Origin of the sequence: Streptomyces sp. NPDC003036 (genome assembly GCF_040611175.1) — a bacterium.
Lineage (GTDB): Bacteria > Actinomycetota > Actinomycetes > Streptomycetales > Streptomycetaceae > Streptomyces.
In genome coordinates this window covers 12,359-30,436 of the sequence record NZ_JBEXNO010000063.1, presented here as the reverse complement: position 1 = coordinate 30,436, position 18,078 = coordinate 12,359, and the positions used below count along the sequence as shown (strand labels likewise).

Here is an 18,078-nt window from a genome sequence, read left to right as displayed (position 1 = left end):
GGCGAAGCGGACGGCCTGGCGGACCTGGTCGGCCCAGTAGGCGGGGGTGCGCAGGTCGTCGCCGGTGGCGAGGGCGCCGGTGAGGGTGGAGACGATGGGGATGCGCGGTTCGTTGTAGGTGAGTTCGGCGGCGATGCGGCGGAAGTCGTCGAGCATGCCGTCCATGCGAGGGGAGTGGAAGGCGTGCGAGACGGCGAGCTGCTTCGTCTTGCGGCCGAGACCGCGGAAGTGCGCCGCCACATCGGAGGCCGCCTCCTCGTCGCCTGAGATGACGACCGAGTCGGGGCCGTTGATCGCGGCGATGGAGAGGCGGTCGGCCCGGTCGGCGAGGAGGGGGAGGACTTCGTCCTCGGTGGCCTGGAGCGCGATCATCGCCCCGCCCGTGGGCAGGTCCTGCATCAACCGCGCCCGGGCGGCGACCAGTCGGGCCGCGTCCGGCAGGCTCAGCACGCCGGCGATGTGGGCGGCGGCCAGTTCGCCGATGGAGTGGCCGGCGACGTAGTCCGGGGTGACGCCCCAGGACTCGACCAGGCGGTAGAGGGCTACTTCGGTGGCGAACAGGGCGGGCTGGGTGTAGCCGGTCTGGTCCAGCTCCTCGCCGGTGGCGATGATCTCGCGCAGCGGCTTGTCGAGCAGTGGGTCCAGTTCGGCGCACACCGCGTCGAACGCTTCGGCGTAGGCGGGGTAGGTCTCGTACAGCTCCAGGCCCATGCTGCTGCGCTGCGCGCCCTGGCCGGTGAAGAGGAAGGCGGTCTTCCCGGCGGTCTTCGTGCCCTGGGCCACGTGCGGTGCCGACTCGCCGGCCGCCAGGGCCCGCAGCCCCGCCAGCAGTTCGCCCCGGTCGGCACCAGCCACCACCGCGCGGTGGTCGAACAGGGCGCGCGTGGACAGGAGCGAGTGCCCCACCGCGGTCAGGTCGAGCCCGTCCCGCTCCTCGGCGTACGCCAGCAGGCGCGCGGCCTGACCCGCCAGGGCATCCGGCGTACGGGCGGACAGCACCCACGCGTTCACCGGCAGGGCGGCCGTGCCCGGCTCGTCGGGGGAGCCCTCGGCGGGAGCGGCCTCCTCCGGCTCCTCGATCGGCTCCTCGATCACGACGTGCGCGTTGGTGCCGCCGAAGCCGAACGACGACACACCCGCGCGGCGCGGCGTATCGGTCTTCGGCCACGGGCGGGCCTCCGTCAGCAGCTCGACCGCGCCCGCCTCCCAGTCGATGCGGGACGAGCGCTCCTCGGCGTGCAGGGTCCTCGGCAGGACGCCGTGCCGCATCGCCTCGATCATCTTGATGACGCCGCCGACACCGGCCGCCGCCTGGGCGTGGCCGATGTTCGACTTGAGCGAGCCCAGGTAGAGCGGCTGCCCCTCGGGCCGATCCTGCCCGTACGTGGCCAGCAGGGCCTGCGCCTCGATCGGGTCGCCCAGGGCCGTACCGGTGCCGTGGGCCTCCACGGCGTCCACGTCACGGGGCTTGAGGCCGGCGTTGGCGAGGGCCTGGCGGATGACGCGCTCCTGCGACGGCCCGTTGGGGGCGGTGAGGCCGTTGGAGGCGCCGTCCTGGTTGACGGCCGAGCCGCGGATGACGGCGAGGACGCGGTGGCCGTTGCGGCGCGCGTCCGACAGCCTCTCGACCAGCAGCATGCCGACGCCCTCGGCCCAGCCGGTGCCGTCGGCCTGCTCCGAGAAGGACTTGCAGCGCCCGTCGGAGGCGAGCCCGCGCAGCCGCGAGAACTCGATGAACGCGGTCGGCGTCGACATCACCGCGGCACCGCCCGCCAGGGCCAGGTCGCACTCCCCGGAGCGCAGCGCGTTCACCGCGAGGTGCATCGCCACCAGCGACGACGAGCACGCCGTGTCGACCGTGACGGTGGGACCCTCCAGGCCGAACGTGTAGGCGAGCCGCCCGCAGGCGATGCTGCCGGCACTGCCGCTGAACAGATAGCCCTCGTTGCCCTCGGCGGGCAGGTGGGGCCGGGAGCCGTAGTCGTTGTACATGAGGCCGGTGAACACGCCGGTACGGCTGCCGCGCAGCGACGCCGGGTCGATGCCGGCCCGCTCGAAGGTCTCCCAGGTGGTCTCCAGCAGCAGCCGCTGCTGCGGGTCGACGGCCAGCGCCTCGCGCGGGGACATCCCGAAGAACTCCGGGTCGAACCGGTCCGCGTCGTGCAGGAAGCCGCCCTCGGTCGCGTACGACGTACCGGGCTCGTCCGGGTCCGGGGCGTACAGCCGCTCCAGGTCCCAGCCGCGGTTCGTCGGGAAGCCGCCGACCGCGTCCACACCCTCCGACACCAGGCGCCACAGGTCCTCGGGGCTGGTGACGCCACCGGGGTAGCGGCAGGCCATGCCGACGATCGCGATCGGCTCCTGGGCCTTGTCCTCGACCTCGCGCAGGCGCTTGCGCGCGTCCCGCGCGTCCGCGATGGCCCGCTTGAGGTACTCCCTCAGTTCTTGCTCGTTCGCCACGTGTACTCAGCTCCCCGACGTGATGTGGCTCGGTGGTGAAAGGTCGTTGTGTGCGCGTCGTCGCGCCTCGGTGTCCGCGGCGCGTCGTGGCGCCTCGGCGTCCGCCGCCATCGCGCGGCCTCAGTCCAGGTCGTCGAGGAGCGCGAACAGCTCCTCGTCGGTCGCCGTGTCCAGGTCCCGGTCGGCGGCCCCGTCGCCGTCGCCCGCCGCCGCTGCGGCCAGGTCCAGCAGCTCCTTGAGCCGGCCGGTGATCTCCTGGAGCGCGTCCCGGTCGGCCGCGGCGACCGACTGGATGGAGTCCTTCAGCCGGTCCAGGTCCGACAGGACCGGCGTCGCCGCCGACACCTCCTCGACCGTGATCTGCTGCCGCAGGTACGCGGCGAGCACGGCCGGGTTCGGGTAGTCGAAGACCAGCGTGGACGGCAGCCGCAGCCCGGTCGCCGCGTTGAGCTGGTTGCGCAGCTCCACGGCGGTGAGCGAGTCGAAGCCGAGCTCCTGGAAGGCTCGTTCGGCGTCGACGGCGGCGGGGTCGGCGTGCCCCAGCACCCCGGCGACCTGGGCGCGCACCAGGTCCGTCAGGACCTCCATGCGCTGCTCCTCCGGCAGCGCGCCCAGGCGCTCCGCCAGGGACGGCCCGCCCTCGCCGCCCGCCGCGGCCGCCGTGCCGCCCGCCGCGGCGGTACGGCGCGGGGCGCTCGGCGCGAGCGCCCGCAGGATCGCGGGGAGCCCGTCGGGCCGGCGGCGCAGCGCGGCCGTGTCGAGCCGGGTGACGGCCAGGACGGCCTCGCCCGTGGTGGGCGCGGCGTCGAACAGGTCCATCGCGTCGTCCGACGACAGCGGCAGCAGACCCAGCCGGGCGAGCCGGCGCAGGTCGGTCTCGTCGAGGCCGCCGCTGATGGTGCTGGCCTCGGCCCACAGGCCCCAGGCGAGGCTGGTGGCGGGCAGGCCGCGGGCGCGGCGGTGCTGGGCGAGCGCGTCGAGGAAGGTGTTGCCCGCGGCGTAGTTGGCCTGGCCCGCGTTGCCGATCAGACCGGCGATCGACGAGTACAGCACGAAGGCCGTCAGGTCCTGGTCCTTCGTCAGCTCGTGCAGGTTCCAGGCCGCGTCGACCTTCGGCCGCAGGACCTTCGCCAGCCGCTCCGGCGTCAGCTCCGTGAGCACCGTGTCGTCGAGGACGCCCGCCGTGTGGACGACCGCGGTCAGCGGCCGGTCCGCCGGGATGCCGGCCAGTACCGCGGCCAGCGACTCCCGGTCGGCGGCGTCGCACGCGGCCACCGTGACCTCGGCGCCGAGCCCGGTGAGCTCGTCTTGCAGCTCGCGGGCGCCGGGGGCGTCGATGCCGCGGCGGCTGAGGAGCAGCAGGTGCCGCGCCCCGTGCCGGGTGACCAGGTGCCGGCCGAGGACGCCGCCGAGGGCGCCGGTGGCGCCGGTGACGAGGACCGTGCCGCCGTCCCAGCGCGGCCCCTCGGACTCCGCCGCCCCGGCCGCGGTGCGGGCCAGCTGCGGCGTGAGGAGCGCGGTGCCGCGCACCGCGGCCTGCGGGACGTCGGGGGAGACGTGCCGCGGGTCGAGGGTGTCCGTGTCGCGGTCGACGAGGACGATGCGGCCCGGGTTCTCGGTCTGGGCCACCCGGACCAGACCCCACACACCCGCCCGGACCAGGTCGGTGACGTCCTCGCCGGCACCGGTCGCGACCGCGCCGCGGGTCGTCACGACGAGCCTGCCGTCCGCGAAGCGCTCGTCCGCCAGCCACGCCCGCACCGTGGCGAGGGTGTCCCGCAGCGCGGCGTGGGCGTCCTCTGCCGTGTCCGCGCCCGTCCCGGCGGGCGGCGCGTACACCACGGTGTCGGCCCGCTCGACGGTGTCGAGCCCGGTGTGCCGGGACGCGCCCGGCACGGTGACGTCACCGAGGACCGCCCAGCCGGAAGCGTCCACCGGGGCCGTACCGGCCGGCCGGGCGAGCGGCGTCCAGACGACGCCGAAGAGGCCGTCCCGGGTGGTCGCGGCCGCCTCGCGCAGGGCCTCCGCCGACAGCGGCCGCAGCAGCAGCGACTCGATGGTCGCCACCGGGGCGCCCGTGCCGTCCGCCACCGTCAGCGCCGCCTCCAGCGTGTCGGTGTCCTGGCCGGACACCGTCAGCCGCACCCGCAGCACCGAGGCGCCCACGGCGTGGACCGTGACCCCGGACCAGGAGAACGGCAGCCGCGCCTGGCCCTTCTCGTCGATGACGCCCGGCAGCAGGGTGTGCAGGGCCGCGTCGAGCAGCGCCGGGTGCAGCAGGAACCGCCCGGCGTCGCCGCGCACCGGCTCCGGCAGCGCGACCTCGGCGAAGATCTCGCCGTCGCCGCTCCACACCCGGCGCAGCCCGCGGAACGCCTCCCCGTACTGGTAACCCAGGGTTTCGAGCCGCTCGTACACGTCGCTCAGGTCCGCCTCGACCGCTCCCGCCGGCGGCCACGCCGTCAGCGCGGCGCCCGCGGCCCCGGTCGCCGGGGCGAGCGTGCCGGAGGCGTGCGCCGTCCAGGGGCGCTCCCCGGACTCGTCGCCGTCGTCGGGCCGGGAGAACACCTCCACGGAGCGGTGGCCCGCCCCGTCGGCCTCGCCGACCACCACCTGCACCTGTACGGCCCCGTCCTCGGGCAGCACCAGCGGCGCCGACAGCATCAGCTCCTCGACCCGCTCGGCGCCCAGCCGCTCACCGGCCCGCGCGGCCAGCTCGACCAGGCCCGTGCCGGGCAGCAGCACCGTGCCGTGCACGGCGTGCTCCACCAGCCAGGGGTGGCTGCGCCGGGACAGCCGCCCGGTGAACAGGTGCTCGTCGCGGTGGGCCACGCCGACCGCCGCACCGATCAGCGGGTGCTCGGTCGCGGCGAGCCCGAGACCGGCCGCGTCGGCCGGGGATTCGGCGCCCTCCAGCCAGTAGCGGTCGCGCTGGAAGGCGTACGTGGGCAGCGGCACCGTGCGGGCGCCGGGGAAGACCGTCGACCAGTCGGGCGACGCACCCCGCAGGCGCAGCCGCGCCAGCGCGCCCATGACGGTCTCCTGCTCGGCGCGGTCCCGGCGCAGCGCCGGCACCAGCAGCCCGGCCTCCTCCTCCAGGCAGGACTGGGCCAGCGCGGTGAGGACCCCGTCCGGGCCCAGCTCCACGAAGTCCGTGACGCCCTCGGCCTCCAGGCAGCGCACGCCGTCCAGGAAGCGCACCGCCTCCCGGATGTGCGTGGCCCAGTAGTCCGGCGAGGTCAGCTGCTCGGCGGTGGCGAGCGTGCCGGTCACGTTGGACACGACCGGGATGCGCGGCGGACGGAACGTCAGCTCCGACGCCACCTCCCGGAACTCGTCCAAGACCTCCTCCATGTGCGGCGAGTGGAAGGCGTGCGACACCGGCAGCCGCTTCGTGCGGGCACCCTTCGCCCGCCACGCCGCCGTCAGGTCGTCGACCGCGTCCGCGTCACCCGAGATCACCACCGAGTCGGGCCCGTTGACGCCCGCGATCGCCACGGCGTCGCCGTACGGTTCGAGCGACGCGCGCACCTCCTCCTCCGTGGCCTGCACGGCCGCCATGGCGCCGCCCTCGCGGGCCGCCTGCATCAGCCGGCCGCGCTCGGCGACCAGGCAGCAGGCGTCCGCGAGGTCCAGGACGCCCGCCAGATGGGCGGCCGTCACCTCGCCGATGGAGTGGCCCAGCAGATAGTCGGGGGTGATGCCGTGGTGCTCGAACAGCCGGAACAGCGCCACCTCCACCGCGAACAGCGCGGCCTGCGTGAACGCGGTCTGGTCGATCAGCGCCGCGTCCGCCGTCTCCGGACGGGCGAACAGCACGTCCTTCAGCGGGCGGGCCAGCTCCTTGTCGAGGTGCGCGCACACCTCGTCCAGGGCCCGCGCGAACACCGGGCTGTTCTCGTACAGTTCGCGGCCCATGCCGAGCCGCTGGCTGCCCTGCCCGGTGAACAGGAACGCCCGCTTGCCGGGGCGCGCCGCGTGCCCGCGCACCACGCCCGCCGGTGTGCCCTCACCGTCGGCGAGGGCGGCCAGGCCGCGCAGCAGCTCTTCCCGGTCCCGGCCGACGACCGCGGCGCCCTGCTCCAGGACGGCACGCTCGGTGGCGAGGGACAGGCCGATGTCGGCCACGGACACCTCGGGGGCCTCGGTGGCGTACCGGTGCAGCCTCGCCGCCTGGGCCCGCAGGGCCGCCTCGTCCTTGGCGGACACGATCCACGGCACCACCGCGGGCGCCGCCTCCTGAGGGGCGGTGCGCGGGGCGGCGGACGGCGCCGGCAGGGCCTGCTCGATGATCACGTGAGCGTTGGTGCCGCTGATGCCGAACGAGGACACGCCCGCGCGCCGCGGCCGACCCGTCTCGGGCCAGGGGGTCTCCTCCGTCAGCAGGGCCAGCGCGCCGGAGTCCCAGTCCACGTGCGGGGACGGCTCGTCCACGTGCAGCGTCCTGGGCAGCACGCCGTGCCGCATCGCCTCGATCATCTTGATGACGCCGCCGACCCCGGCCGCGGCCTGGCTGTGGCCGATGTTCGACTTCAGCGAACCCAGGTACAGGGGACGCCCGTCGGGCCGGTCCTGGCCGTACGTGGCGAGCAGCGCCTGCGCCTCGATCGGGTCGCCGAGCCGCGTGCCCGTGCCGTGCGCCTCGACGGCGTCCACATCGCCCGGCCGGAGCCCGGCGGTCGCCAGCGCCTGCTGGATGACCCGCTCCTGGGACGGCCCGTTGGGCGCGGTGAGCCCGTTGGACGCGCCGTCCTGGTTGACGGCCGTGCCGCGGACCACCGCGAGGACGCGGTGGCCGTTGCGGCGCGCGTCCGACAGCCGCTCGACCAGCAGCAGGCCGACGCCCTCGGACCAGCCGGTGCCGTCGGCGGCCGCCGCGAACGACTTGCACCGCCCGTCCGGCGACAGGCCGCGCTGCCGCGAGAACTCCACGAACGTGTTCGGGCCGTTCATCACGGTCACACCGCCGGCCAGGGCCAGGTCGCACTCGCCGGTACGCAGCGCGTTCGCCGCCATGTGCAGGGCCACCAGCGACGACGAGCACGCCGTGTCGACGGTGACCGAGGGCCCCTCCAGGCCGTACGTGTACGACAGCCGGCCCGAGATGACGCTGGACAGGTTCCCGGCCAGCAGGAACCCCTCGAACTCCTCCGGCGCGGCCGGCAGCCGCGACGCGTAGTCGGCGTACATGGCGCCCGTGAACACCCCGGTGTTGCTGCCACGCAGCACGCCCGGGTCGATGCCCGCGCTCTCGAAGGTCTCCCACGCCGTCTCCAGCAGCAGCCGCTGCTGCGGGTCCGTCGCGGTCGCCTCACGCGGCGAGATGCCGAAGAACTCCCGGTCGAACAGGTCCGCGTCGTGCAGGAACCCGCCCTCGCGGACGTACGAGGTGCCCGTGCGCTCCGGGTCCGGGTCGTACAGGGCGTCCAGGTCCCAGCCGCGGTTCACCGGGAACCCGCTGATCGCGTCGGTGCCCTCGGCGACCAGCCGCCACAGCTCCTCCGGCGAGGACACCCCGCCCGGGTAGCGGCACGCCATGCCGACGATGGCGATCGGCTCGTCCGACGCGCCCCGCGTCCGCGTCTTCGCCGCGGCGGCCGGGGCCTTCGCGGCGGACACCCGGGTCAGCAGGTACGCGGCCAGCGCCGCCGGCGTCGGGTGGTCGAACACGGCCGTCGCGGGCAGCCGCAGCCCCGTGGTGGCCGCGAGCCGGTTGCGCAGGTCCACGCCGGCCATCGAGTCGAAGCCGATGTCGTTGAACGCCCGGTCCGGCTCGACGGCCGACGCGCCCGCGTGCCCCAGCACCCCGGCGACCGTGGCCCGCACCAGGTCGAGGACCGCCTCGCGGCGCTTCTCCTCGGGGAGCGCGGCGATCTGCCGGCCCCAGTCCGTACCGCCGCCCGCGGTCGCCTCGGCGGCGCGTGCCGCGGAGCGCCGCGTACGGGTCCGCACCAGGCCCCGGTACAGGGCCGGTACGGGCTCCGCGCCGCCCGCGAATCGGGCCGGGTTCAGGGCCGCCGGGGCCAGCAGCGGCTCGTCCCCCGCCAGCGCAAAGTCGAACAGGGCCAGGCCCTGCTCGGGCGTGAGCGGCGTCATCCCGGCCCGGCTCCAGCGGGCCAGGTCCGCGTCCGTGAGGGACGCGCCCATGCCGTGGCTGCCGTCCCACAGGCCCCAGGCGAGCGCGGTGGCCGGCAGGCCGGCGGCGCGCCGGTGCGCGGCCAGGGCGTCCAGGAAGGTGTTGGCGGCCGCGTAGTTGCCCTGCCCGGCGGTGCCGGTCAGCCCGGACACCGACGAGAACAGCACGAACGACGCCAGATCCTGATCCTTCGTCAGCTCGTGGAGGTGCCAGGCCGCGTCCACCTTCGGCCGCAGCACGGTCGCCACCCGCTCCGCCGTCAGCGACTCCACGGTCCCGTCCGCCAGCACACCGGCCGTGTGCACCACGGCGGTCAGCGGGTGCGCCGGGTCCACCGCGGCGAGCAGCCGCTCGACCGCCGCACGGTCCGCGGCGTCCGCGGCGACGACCGTGACCTCGGCGCCCAGCGCGGACAGTTCGGCGACCAGCTCCGCGGCGCCCGGCGTGTCCGGGCCGCGCCGGCTGCTCAGCAGCAGGTGCCGCACCCCGTACGCGGTGACCAGGTGCCGGGCGAACAGCGCGCCCAGCCCGCCGGTGCCGCCCGTGACGAGCACGGTGCCCTCGGGGTCCAGCCCCCGGCGCTCCGCCGCCCGCGTGCCGCGCCCGGCGCGGGCCAGGCGCGGCGCGTACAGGGCGCCGTCGCGCACCGCCAGCTGCGGCTCGCCCGCCGCACCGGCGGCGAGCGCCGCGACCGGCACGGCCGCGTCGGAGACGTCCAGGTCGATCAGCAGCACCCGGTCCGGGTGCTCCGACTGCACCGACCGCAGCAGGCCCCACACCGGGGCCGCGCCCAGGTCCGTGACGTCCTCGCCGGGCAGCGCCGCGACGGCGCCCCCGGTGACCACGGTGAGCCGCGCGTCGGCGAACCGGTCGTCGGCCAGCCACCGCCGCACCAGCTCCAGGACCCGCACCGTCGCCTCGTGCGCCGCCGCCGGGGTGCCGTCCGCGCCCGCGGCGCCGGACACCCGCACCACCGCCACGTCCACGCCGACGGCCGCGTCCAGGTCGTCGCCGACGACCCCCCACGACGGGTCGGCCTCGCCCTCGGGCGCCGCCACCGGCGCCCACTCCACCGTGAACAGCGCCTCGTCCACCGGGCCGGCCGCCGCGGACGACAGGTCCTCGCGGGCGATCGGCCGCAGCACCAGCGACTCCACCTCGGCGACCGGGGCGCCGGTGGCGTCCGCCAGGGTCAGCCGGTAGCTGTCCGCGCCGAGCGGCGTGATCCGCAGCCGCACCTCGGCCGCGCCCGTGGCCCGTACGTCGATCCCGGACCAGGCGAACGGCAGCCGGATCCGGTCCGACTCGCCCTCCACGGCCGCGTCCAGCACCAGCGGGTGCAGCGCCGCGTCGAACAGCGCCGGGTGCACGGCGAACCGCGCGGCGGCCTCGGCGTGCTCCTGCGGCAGACGGATCTCGGCGAACAGCTCGTCACCGGCCCGCCACATCGCCCGCAGCCCCTGGAACGCGGGGCCGTACCCGTACCCCAGCGCGTCGAGGCGCTCGTACACACCGGTCAGGTCCGCCTCCACCGCCCCCTCGGGCGGCCACGCCGTCCAGCGCTCGGGCTCGTCCGCCGTCTCCACGGCCGGGGCCAGCGCGCCCGCGGCGTGCCGCGTCCAGGCGCGGGCCGCGTCGTCGCCGAGGACCGCGCCCGTGTCGCCCGTGTCGGGGCGGGCGTGCACCGAGAACGGCCGCACCCCCGAGGCGTCCGCCGCGCCGACCGTCACCTGGACGCGGACCGCCGCACGCTCCGTCAGCGGCAGCGGCGCCTCCAGCGTCAGCTCCTCCACGCGCGGCACGCCCAGGTGGTCGCCGGCCGCCGCGGCCAGCTCCAGGAACGCGGTCGCCGGCACCAGCACGGTCCCGCCGACGGTGTGGTCCGCCAGCCACGGGTGGCCCCGCAGCGACAGCCGGCTGGTGAACACCGCCTCCTCGCGGTCCGCCAGGTCCAGGGTCGTGGACAGCAGCGGATGCCCGGCGGGCTCCAGCCCCAGGCTCCGCGCGTCCGCCGGCACCGACGGCGCCAGCCAGTAGTGCTCCCGCTGGAAGGGGTACGTCGGCAGGTCGACCGGCGCGGCCGAGCCGCCCGCGCCGCCCGTGAAGAACGACGCCCCGTCCAGCGGCGCGCCCGCCGCGTACGCCCGGGCCAGGCCCTCGACGAGCGTGTGGCCCTCCGGCTGCCCGGCCCGCAGCAGCGGCACGGCCGTGACGTCCTCCAGGGCGCCGCGCGTGAGCGCGGTCAGCACGGCGTCCGGGCCGGCCTCCACGAACACGGTCGCGCCCTGGGCGGCCAGCTCGCGTACCGCGTCCAGGAACCGCACGGTGGCCCGGATCTGCCCGCTCCAGTAGTCCGGCGAGGTCAGTTCGGCGTCCGTGGCCCGGGCCCCCGTCACCGTGGACACGATCGGGACGCGCGGCGCCCGGAACGTCACCTGGGACGCGACCTCGCGGAACGCGTCGAGGATGTCGTCCATGTGGGGCGAGTGGAAGGCGTGCGACACCGTCAGGCGCTTCGTCCTGCGGCCGCGCTCCCGCCACTCGGCCGCGATCCGCTCGGCGGTCTCCGCGTCCCCGGAGATCACCACCGAGTCGGGCCCGTTGACCGCGGCGATCGCCACCGCGTCCTCGTGCCCGGCGAGCGAGGCGGCGATCTCCGCCTCCTGGCCCTGTACGGCGATCATGGCGCCGCCCGCGCGGGCCGCCTGCATCAGCCGGCCCCGGGCGGCGACCAGCTTCGCCGCGTCGTCCAGGGACAGGACGCCCGCCACGTGCGCGGCGGCCAGCTCGCCGATCGAGTGCCCGGCCAGCAGGTCCGGGGTCACCCCGTGGTGCTCCAGCAGCCGGAACAGCGCCACCTCGACGGCGAACAGCGCGGGCTGCGTGTACGTCGTCTCGTCGACGAGCGTCGCGTCCGGGCCCTCCGGGTCCGCGAACACGACCTCGCGCAACGGCCGCTCCAGGTGCGGCGCGAACGCCGCGAACACCTCCTCCAGCGCCGCGGCGAACACCGGGTGACGCTCCGCCAGCTCACGGCCCATGCCGAGCCGCTGGGCGCCCTGACCGGTGAACAGGAACGCGGTACGGCCCGCGTGCGCCGCACTGCCCGTCACCACGCCGGGCGCCTGCTCCCCGCGGGCCAGCGCCGCCAGACCGGCCAGGAACCCGGCACGGTCCGCGGCGACCACGGCCGCCCGCTGCTCGAACGCCGTGCGCGTGGTGGCCAGCGCACGGCCCACGGCCGCGTCGCCCGGCGCGCCGTCGCCCGCCGCGTACGCCCGCAGCCGCTCGGCCTGGGCGCGCAGCGCGGCCGAGTCCCGCGCGGACAGCAGCCACGGCGCGGGCAGCGCCGGCGCGGCGAGGCCCGCCGGCTCCCCGGCCGGGGCGGCCGCCTCCCGCGGGGCCTCCTCGAGGACGACGTGGGCGTTGGTGCCGCTGATGCCGAACGACGACACCGCCGCGCGCCGCGGCCGCCCGGGCGCCTCCCACGGGCGGGCCTCGGTCAGCAGCTCCACGGCGCCGCGGGCCCAGTCGACGTGCGGCGACGGCTCGTCCACGTGCAGCGTCCTCGGCAGGACGCCGTGCCGCATGGCCTGCACCATCTTGATGACACCGCCGACACCGGCGGCCGCCTGGGCGTGGCCGATGTTGGACTTCAGCGAGCCCAGGAACACCGGCGCGCGGTCCTCCCGGCCGCTGCCGTACGTCGCCATCAGCGCCTCGGCCTCGATCGGGTCGCCGAGCCGGGTGCCGGTGCCGTGCGCCTCGACGGCGTCCACGTCGGCCGTGGTCAGGCCCGCGTCGGCGAGCGCCTGGCGGATGACCCGCTGCTGCGACAGGCCGTTGGGCGCGGTGAGGCCGTTGGAGGCACCGTCCTGGTTGATCGCGGAGCCCCGGACGACGGCGAGGACGCGGTGGCCGTTGCGGCGCGCGTCCGACAGCCGCTCCACCAGGAGCATGCCGACGCCCTCGGCCCAGCCGGTGCCGTCGGCGGACGCCGCGAAGGACTTGCAGCGGCCGTCGGGGGCGAGGCCGCGCTGCCGGGAGAACTCCACGAACATGCCGGGCGAGGACATCACGGTCGCGCCGGCCGCCAGCGCCATGTTCGTCTCGCCCGAACGCAGCGAGCGGATCGCCAGGTGCAGCGCCACGAGCGACGACGAGCAGGCCGTGTCGGCGGTGACGGCCGGGCCCAGCAGGCCCAGCTGGTAGGCGATGCGGCCCGACATCACACTGGCGGTGCTGCCGGTGAGGACGCTGCCCCGGACGTTCTCCGGCGCCTCGTACATGCGCGGCCCGTACTCGAGGGCCGTGGCGCCCACGAAGACGCCCGTGCGCGAGCCGCGCAGCGCCTCCGGGTCGATCCCGGCCCGCTCGATCGCCTCCCACGCGGTCTCCAGCAGCAGCCGCTGCTGCGGGTCCATCGCCAGCGCCTCACGCGGCGAGATGCCGAAGAAGCCGGCGTCGAACCGGCCCGCGTCGTGCAGGAACCCGCCATGGCGCACCGCGCTCTTGCCGGGCCTGTCCGGGTCGGGGTCGTACAGGTCCTCGTCCCAGCCGCGGTCCGTGGGGAACTCCGAGACCGCGTCGACGCCCTCGGCGACGATCCGCCACAGGTCCTCCGGGGACGCCACGCCGCCGGGGTAGCGGCAGGCCATGCCGACGATGGCGATCGGCTCGTCCGCGTCGACGGGCCGTACGAACGTGTCGACGGCGCCGGCCGCACCCAGCAGCTCCGCCTCCACGAACGTGATCAGCGCCTGCGGCGTCGGGTGGTCGAACAGCAGGCTCGTCGACAGGTCCAGACCGGTCGCGCGGGCGAGCGCCGCACGCAGCTCGGTCGTCATCATCGAGCTGAACCCGAGCTGCTGGAACGGCGTGCGCAGCTCCAGGCGCTCGTCGTCGCCGTACTCCAGGACGGCCCGGACGTGCCCGGTCACCAGCTCGGCCACGGCCCGCCGGCGCTCCTCGCCGGACAGCCCGGCCAGCCGCTCGCCGAGCGCCCCGCGCGGAGCGGCGGATATCGCCTCGTCCCGTACGCCGCCGTCGACGGCGGCGGGCAGGAGCACCTCCTTGCGGGTGGTCGCGTCGAACCAGTGGCGCCGCCGCTGGAACGCGTACGTGGGCAGGGCGACGCGCCGGCCGCCCCACGGCCCGTACACCGCGGCCCAGTCGACGTCCGCGCCGCGCACGAACGCCGTCGCCACGGCCGTCAGGACCGTACGCGCCTCGGGCCGGCCGGCGCGCAGGGCGGGGGTGGCGCCGGAGAGCGGGCTGAGGACGGCGTCGGGGCCGATTTCCAGGAGGGTGGTGGCGCCGAGGTCGCGGAGGGTCGCGACGGCGTCGGCGAACCGCACCGCCCTGCGGACCTGTTCGGACCAGTAGCACGGGGTGCGCAGGTCGTCGCCGGCGGCGAGACGGCCGGTGAGGGTGGAGACGACCGGGATGCGCGGCTCGTGGTAGGTGAGGCCCTTGGCGACCTTGTGGAACTCCTTCAGCATGGCGTCCATGCGGGGGGAGTGGAAGGCGTGCGAGACCGTCAGCCGCTTGGTCTTGCGGCCGAGCCCGCGGAAGTGCGCGGCGACCGTCTCCGCGGCGTCCTCGTCGCCGGAGATCACCACGGAGTCGGGGCCGTTGACGGCGGCGACGGAGAGGCGGTCGGCCACCTCGTCGACCAGCGGGAGGACTTCGTCCTCGGTGGCCTGGAGGGCGATCATCGCCCCGCCCGTGGGCAGCTCCTGCATCAGCCGGGCGCGGGCGGCGACCAGCCGGGCCGCGTCCGGCAGGGTCAGCACGCCCGCGATGTGGGCGGCCGCCAGCTCGCCGATGGAGTGACCGGCGACGTAGTCGGGCGTGACGCCCCAGGACTCCAGGAGCCGGTAGAGGGCGACTTCGGTGGCGAACAGGGCGGGCTGCGTGTAGCCGGTCCGGTCCAGTTCCTCACCGGTGGCGATGACCTCGCGCAGCGGCTTGTCGAGCAGCGGGTCCAGTTCGGCGCACACCGCGTCGAAGGCGTCGGCGTACACCGGGTGGGCGGCGTACAACTCCAGGCCCATGCCGGTGCGCTGCGCGCCCTGGCCGGTGAACAGGAACGCGGTGCCGCCCGGGGCGGCCGTCCCGTCGCCGTCCGCGCGGACGACCGCGCCCGACGGGCGGTCCTCGGCGAGCGCCCGCAGCCCCGCCACCAGCTCGTCCCGGTCCGCGCCGACGACGACCGCGCGCTCGGCGAAGACCGTACGGCTCGTCGCCAGCGACAGGCCGACGTCCACCGGCCGCGGCGCGTCCTCCTGCGCGGCGAACGCGGCGAGGCGCCCGGCCTGGGCACGCAGGGCGTCCTCCGAGCGCGCCGAGACGACCCAGGCCAGGGACTCCGGAGCGCCCTCGGCAGTGGCCTCGCCGGCGGCGGACGGCTCGGCCGCCGCGCCGGAAGGCGCCTCCGCCACCACGACGTGGGCGTTGGTGCCGCCCATGCCGAAGGAGCTGACGCCCGCCACCAGCGGCCGGTCCGGACGCGGCCAGGCCGAGTGCTCGCGCTGCACGGCCAGTCCCAGCTCGTCCAGCGGGATGGCGGGGTTGGGCGTCTCGAAGTTGAGGCTCGCGGGCAGTTCCCGGTGCGCGATGCTCAGCAGGGTCTTGATGAGCCCCGCGATACCGGCGGCACCCTCCAGGTGGCCGATGTTCGTCTTGACGGAGCCCACCAGCAGCGGGTCACCGGGCGCGCGGTCCGCACCGAGCGCGGCGCCCAGCGCGGCCGCCTCGATCGGGTCGCCGACCGGCGTCCCCGTGCCGTGCAGCTCCACGTACTGGACGGTCTCGTCGGGGCCCAGCGCGGCCCGCTCGTGGGCCAGGCGCAGCACCTGCTCCTGGGCGTCCCGGCCGGGCACCGTCAGGCCCTCGGTGGCGCCGTCGTTGTTGACGGCGGTGCCGCGGATCACGCCGTGGATCCGGTCGCCGTCCGCGAGGGCCGCCGACAGCGGCTTGAGCACGACGACGCCACCGCCCTCGCCGGGCACGAAGCCGTTGGCGCGGGCGTCGAAGGTGTACGACACGCCGTCGGGGGAGAGCGCGCCGAAACGTTCCTCCGTGAGGGCGTTCTCCGCCAGCAGGTTGAGGTTGACACCGGCCGCGATCGCGGTCGTCGACTCGCCGGTGCGCAGGCTCTCGCACGCCAGGTGCACCGCGACGAGCGACGACGACTGCGCGGAGTCCACCGTCATGCTCGGCCCGTGCAGGCCCAGCTGGTACGAGACCCGGTTGGCGATGACACCGCGGTTCACGCCCGTCATCGTGTGCTGCGTGACCGCGTCGGCGCCGTACTGGTACAGCAGGTTCGTGTAGTCGTCGCGCAGCGTGCCGACGAACACCGCCGTGGAGGTGCCGCGCAGCGACGCCGGCACGATCCCGGCGTCCTCCAGCGCCTCCCAGGTCAGCTCCAGCACCAGCCGCTGCTGCGGGTCCATCGCGGCGGCCTCGCGCGGCGAGATGCCGAAGAAGCCCGCGTCGAAGTGGTCCACGTCGGGCAGGAACCCACCGCGCCGGGCCCCCTCACGCGTGCCGGGTGCCGTGCCGGGGGCCGCGTCCGCGGGCACGTCCCAGCGGCCCGGCGGCACCTCCGTGACGGCGCTCGCGCCCTCGCGCAGAAGCTTCCAGAACTCCGCCGGCCCCGCCGCACCGGGGAACCGGCAGGACAGCCCCACGACAGCGATCGGCTCCCCGGGGCCCGCGTTCGCGGCCTTCCCCGTGGGTGCTCCGGCTGCTACAGGATTGTTCTCACTCGTCACCACGCTCGGCTGCCCTTTCATGGCTGTATCGCTCCATGGACCACTCGGTGAACTCCCCGGCGGATGAATTCCGCGGGCACTCGCGCCTCCCGCGGAAAGTGCCCGGAGTCCGTCGCGCGAGTTTTGTACGAAACCTTGAAAGCTGATGCTCAAAAGGCTAATGAGGCAGGGTTTTCGAACAGTCACGCGACGGTAACTCCGCGGCGAGGGAAGGGCGATGACCCGCGCGTTGCCGCGCGATGGGCGGCCGGTGGAACGTGACTGGATACCTTCTTACGCGGGCTCACGCGATACGAAGTCACGGCATTTCTCAGCGAGTTCGTCGTGGCCCCGCCCCCGGGAATCCGAAGCGAATTCAAGGAGATCGACGCCATGATCAACGATCGGGAAGGCCGCGCGATAGTGCTCGGCGGCAGCATGGCGGGACTGTTCGCCGCGCGGGCGCTGTCCGACACCTTTGCCGAGGTGCTCATCGTGGACCGCGATGAGCTCACCGGCCCCGGCGACCTGCGCCGCGGCCTGCCGCAGGGCCACCACCTGCACGGGCTGCTGGCCCGCGGCCAGCAGATCACCGAGGAGTACTTCCCGGGGATCACCGAGGAGATGAGGGCCGACGGCGCCCAGACCGGCGACGTCGCCGGCGACGTCCGCTGGATCATCAACGGCAAGCGCCTGGTGCAGGTCGAGTCCGGCCTGGTCGCGCTCACCTCCAGCCGCCCGTTCCTCGAGCGGCACGTCCGCGACCGGGTGCTGGCGCTCGACGGCGTCGGCGTCCTGGAGAACGCCACCATCCTCCGCCTGCGCACCGAGGCGGACGGCCGCGAGGTCACCGGTGTCGTCGTCACCCGCAACGGCGCCGAGGAGACCCTCGACGCCGACCTCGTCGTCGACGCCACCGGCCGCGGCTCCCGCACGTCGGTCTGGCTGGAGGAGCTGGGCTACGAGGCCGTGCCCGAGGAGAAACACAAGATCGGCCTCGGCTACACCACCCGCTACTACCGCGTGCCCGACGAGGCGTTCGAGGGCAACATCTCCATCAACACCGTCGCCTCCGCCGGCATCCCGCGCGGCGCCATCTGCCAGAAGATCGACGGCGGCCGGGCCATCGTCACCGCGTACGGCATCCTCGGCGACCACCCGCCCACCGACCCCGAGGGCTTCCTCAGCTTCATCAAGTCCCTCGCCGCGCCCGACATCTACGAGGTGCTGCAGGTCTCCGAGCCGCTCGACGACCCGGTCGCCTACAAGTTCCCCACCAACCTGCGCCGCCACTACCAGCGCATGACGGACTTCCCGGCCGGCCTGCTCGTCATCGGCGACGCCGTGTGCAGCTTCAACCCCAGCTACGCGCAGGGCATGACCGTCGCCGCGATGGGCTCGCTCGTGCTGCGCCGGCACGTCGCCGAGAACCGCCGCCCGGACGCCCTCGCGTACTTCCGCGACCTGGCGACGGACGCGATCGACGGCTGCTGGGAGATGGCCGTCGGCGCCGATCTGAGCTTCCCCGAGGTCGAGGGCGAGCGGACCCCCGAGGTCCAGGCGGCCCACGCCTTCATCGCCCAGGTCCAGGACGCCGCCGCCCGCGACGCGGCCGTCGCCCGCGTGTACTCCCGCGTCATCGGCCTGGTCGACTCGCCGTCGGTCCTCCACGCCCCGGAGATCGAGGCCGCCCTCGCCGGACCGCGGAACTGACGGGCGGCG

At 75.4% G+C, this 18,078-nt stretch carries 3 protein-coding genes; 1 reads left to right on the top strand and 2 read right to left on the bottom strand.

What is annotated here, in order from left to right:
- A partial coding sequence (locus ABZX67_RS31410) for a type I polyketide synthase (protein ID WP_355367534.1) occupies positions 1–2,460 on the bottom strand: 2,460 nt, incomplete at its 3' end.
- 120 nt (positions 2,461–2,580) lie between these two features.
- A complete protein-coding gene (locus ABZX67_RS31405; RefSeq protein ID WP_355367531.1) occupies positions 2,581–16,398 on the bottom strand; it encodes a type I polyketide synthase in 13,818 nt (4,605 codons plus the stop codon).
- 351 nt (positions 16,399–16,749) lie between these two features.
- Here ABZX67_RS31405 and ABZX67_RS31400 point away from each other — a divergent pair, with 351 nt between their 5' ends.
- The gene (locus tag ABZX67_RS31400; RefSeq protein WP_355367528.1) at positions 16,750–18,069 is read left to right on the top strand and encodes an FAD-dependent oxidoreductase; all 1,320 of its coding nucleotides are present in this window, start codon (positions 16,750–16,752) and stop codon (positions 18,067–18,069) included.
- The last annotated feature ends 9 nt before the right edge of the window (positions 18,070–18,078 follow it).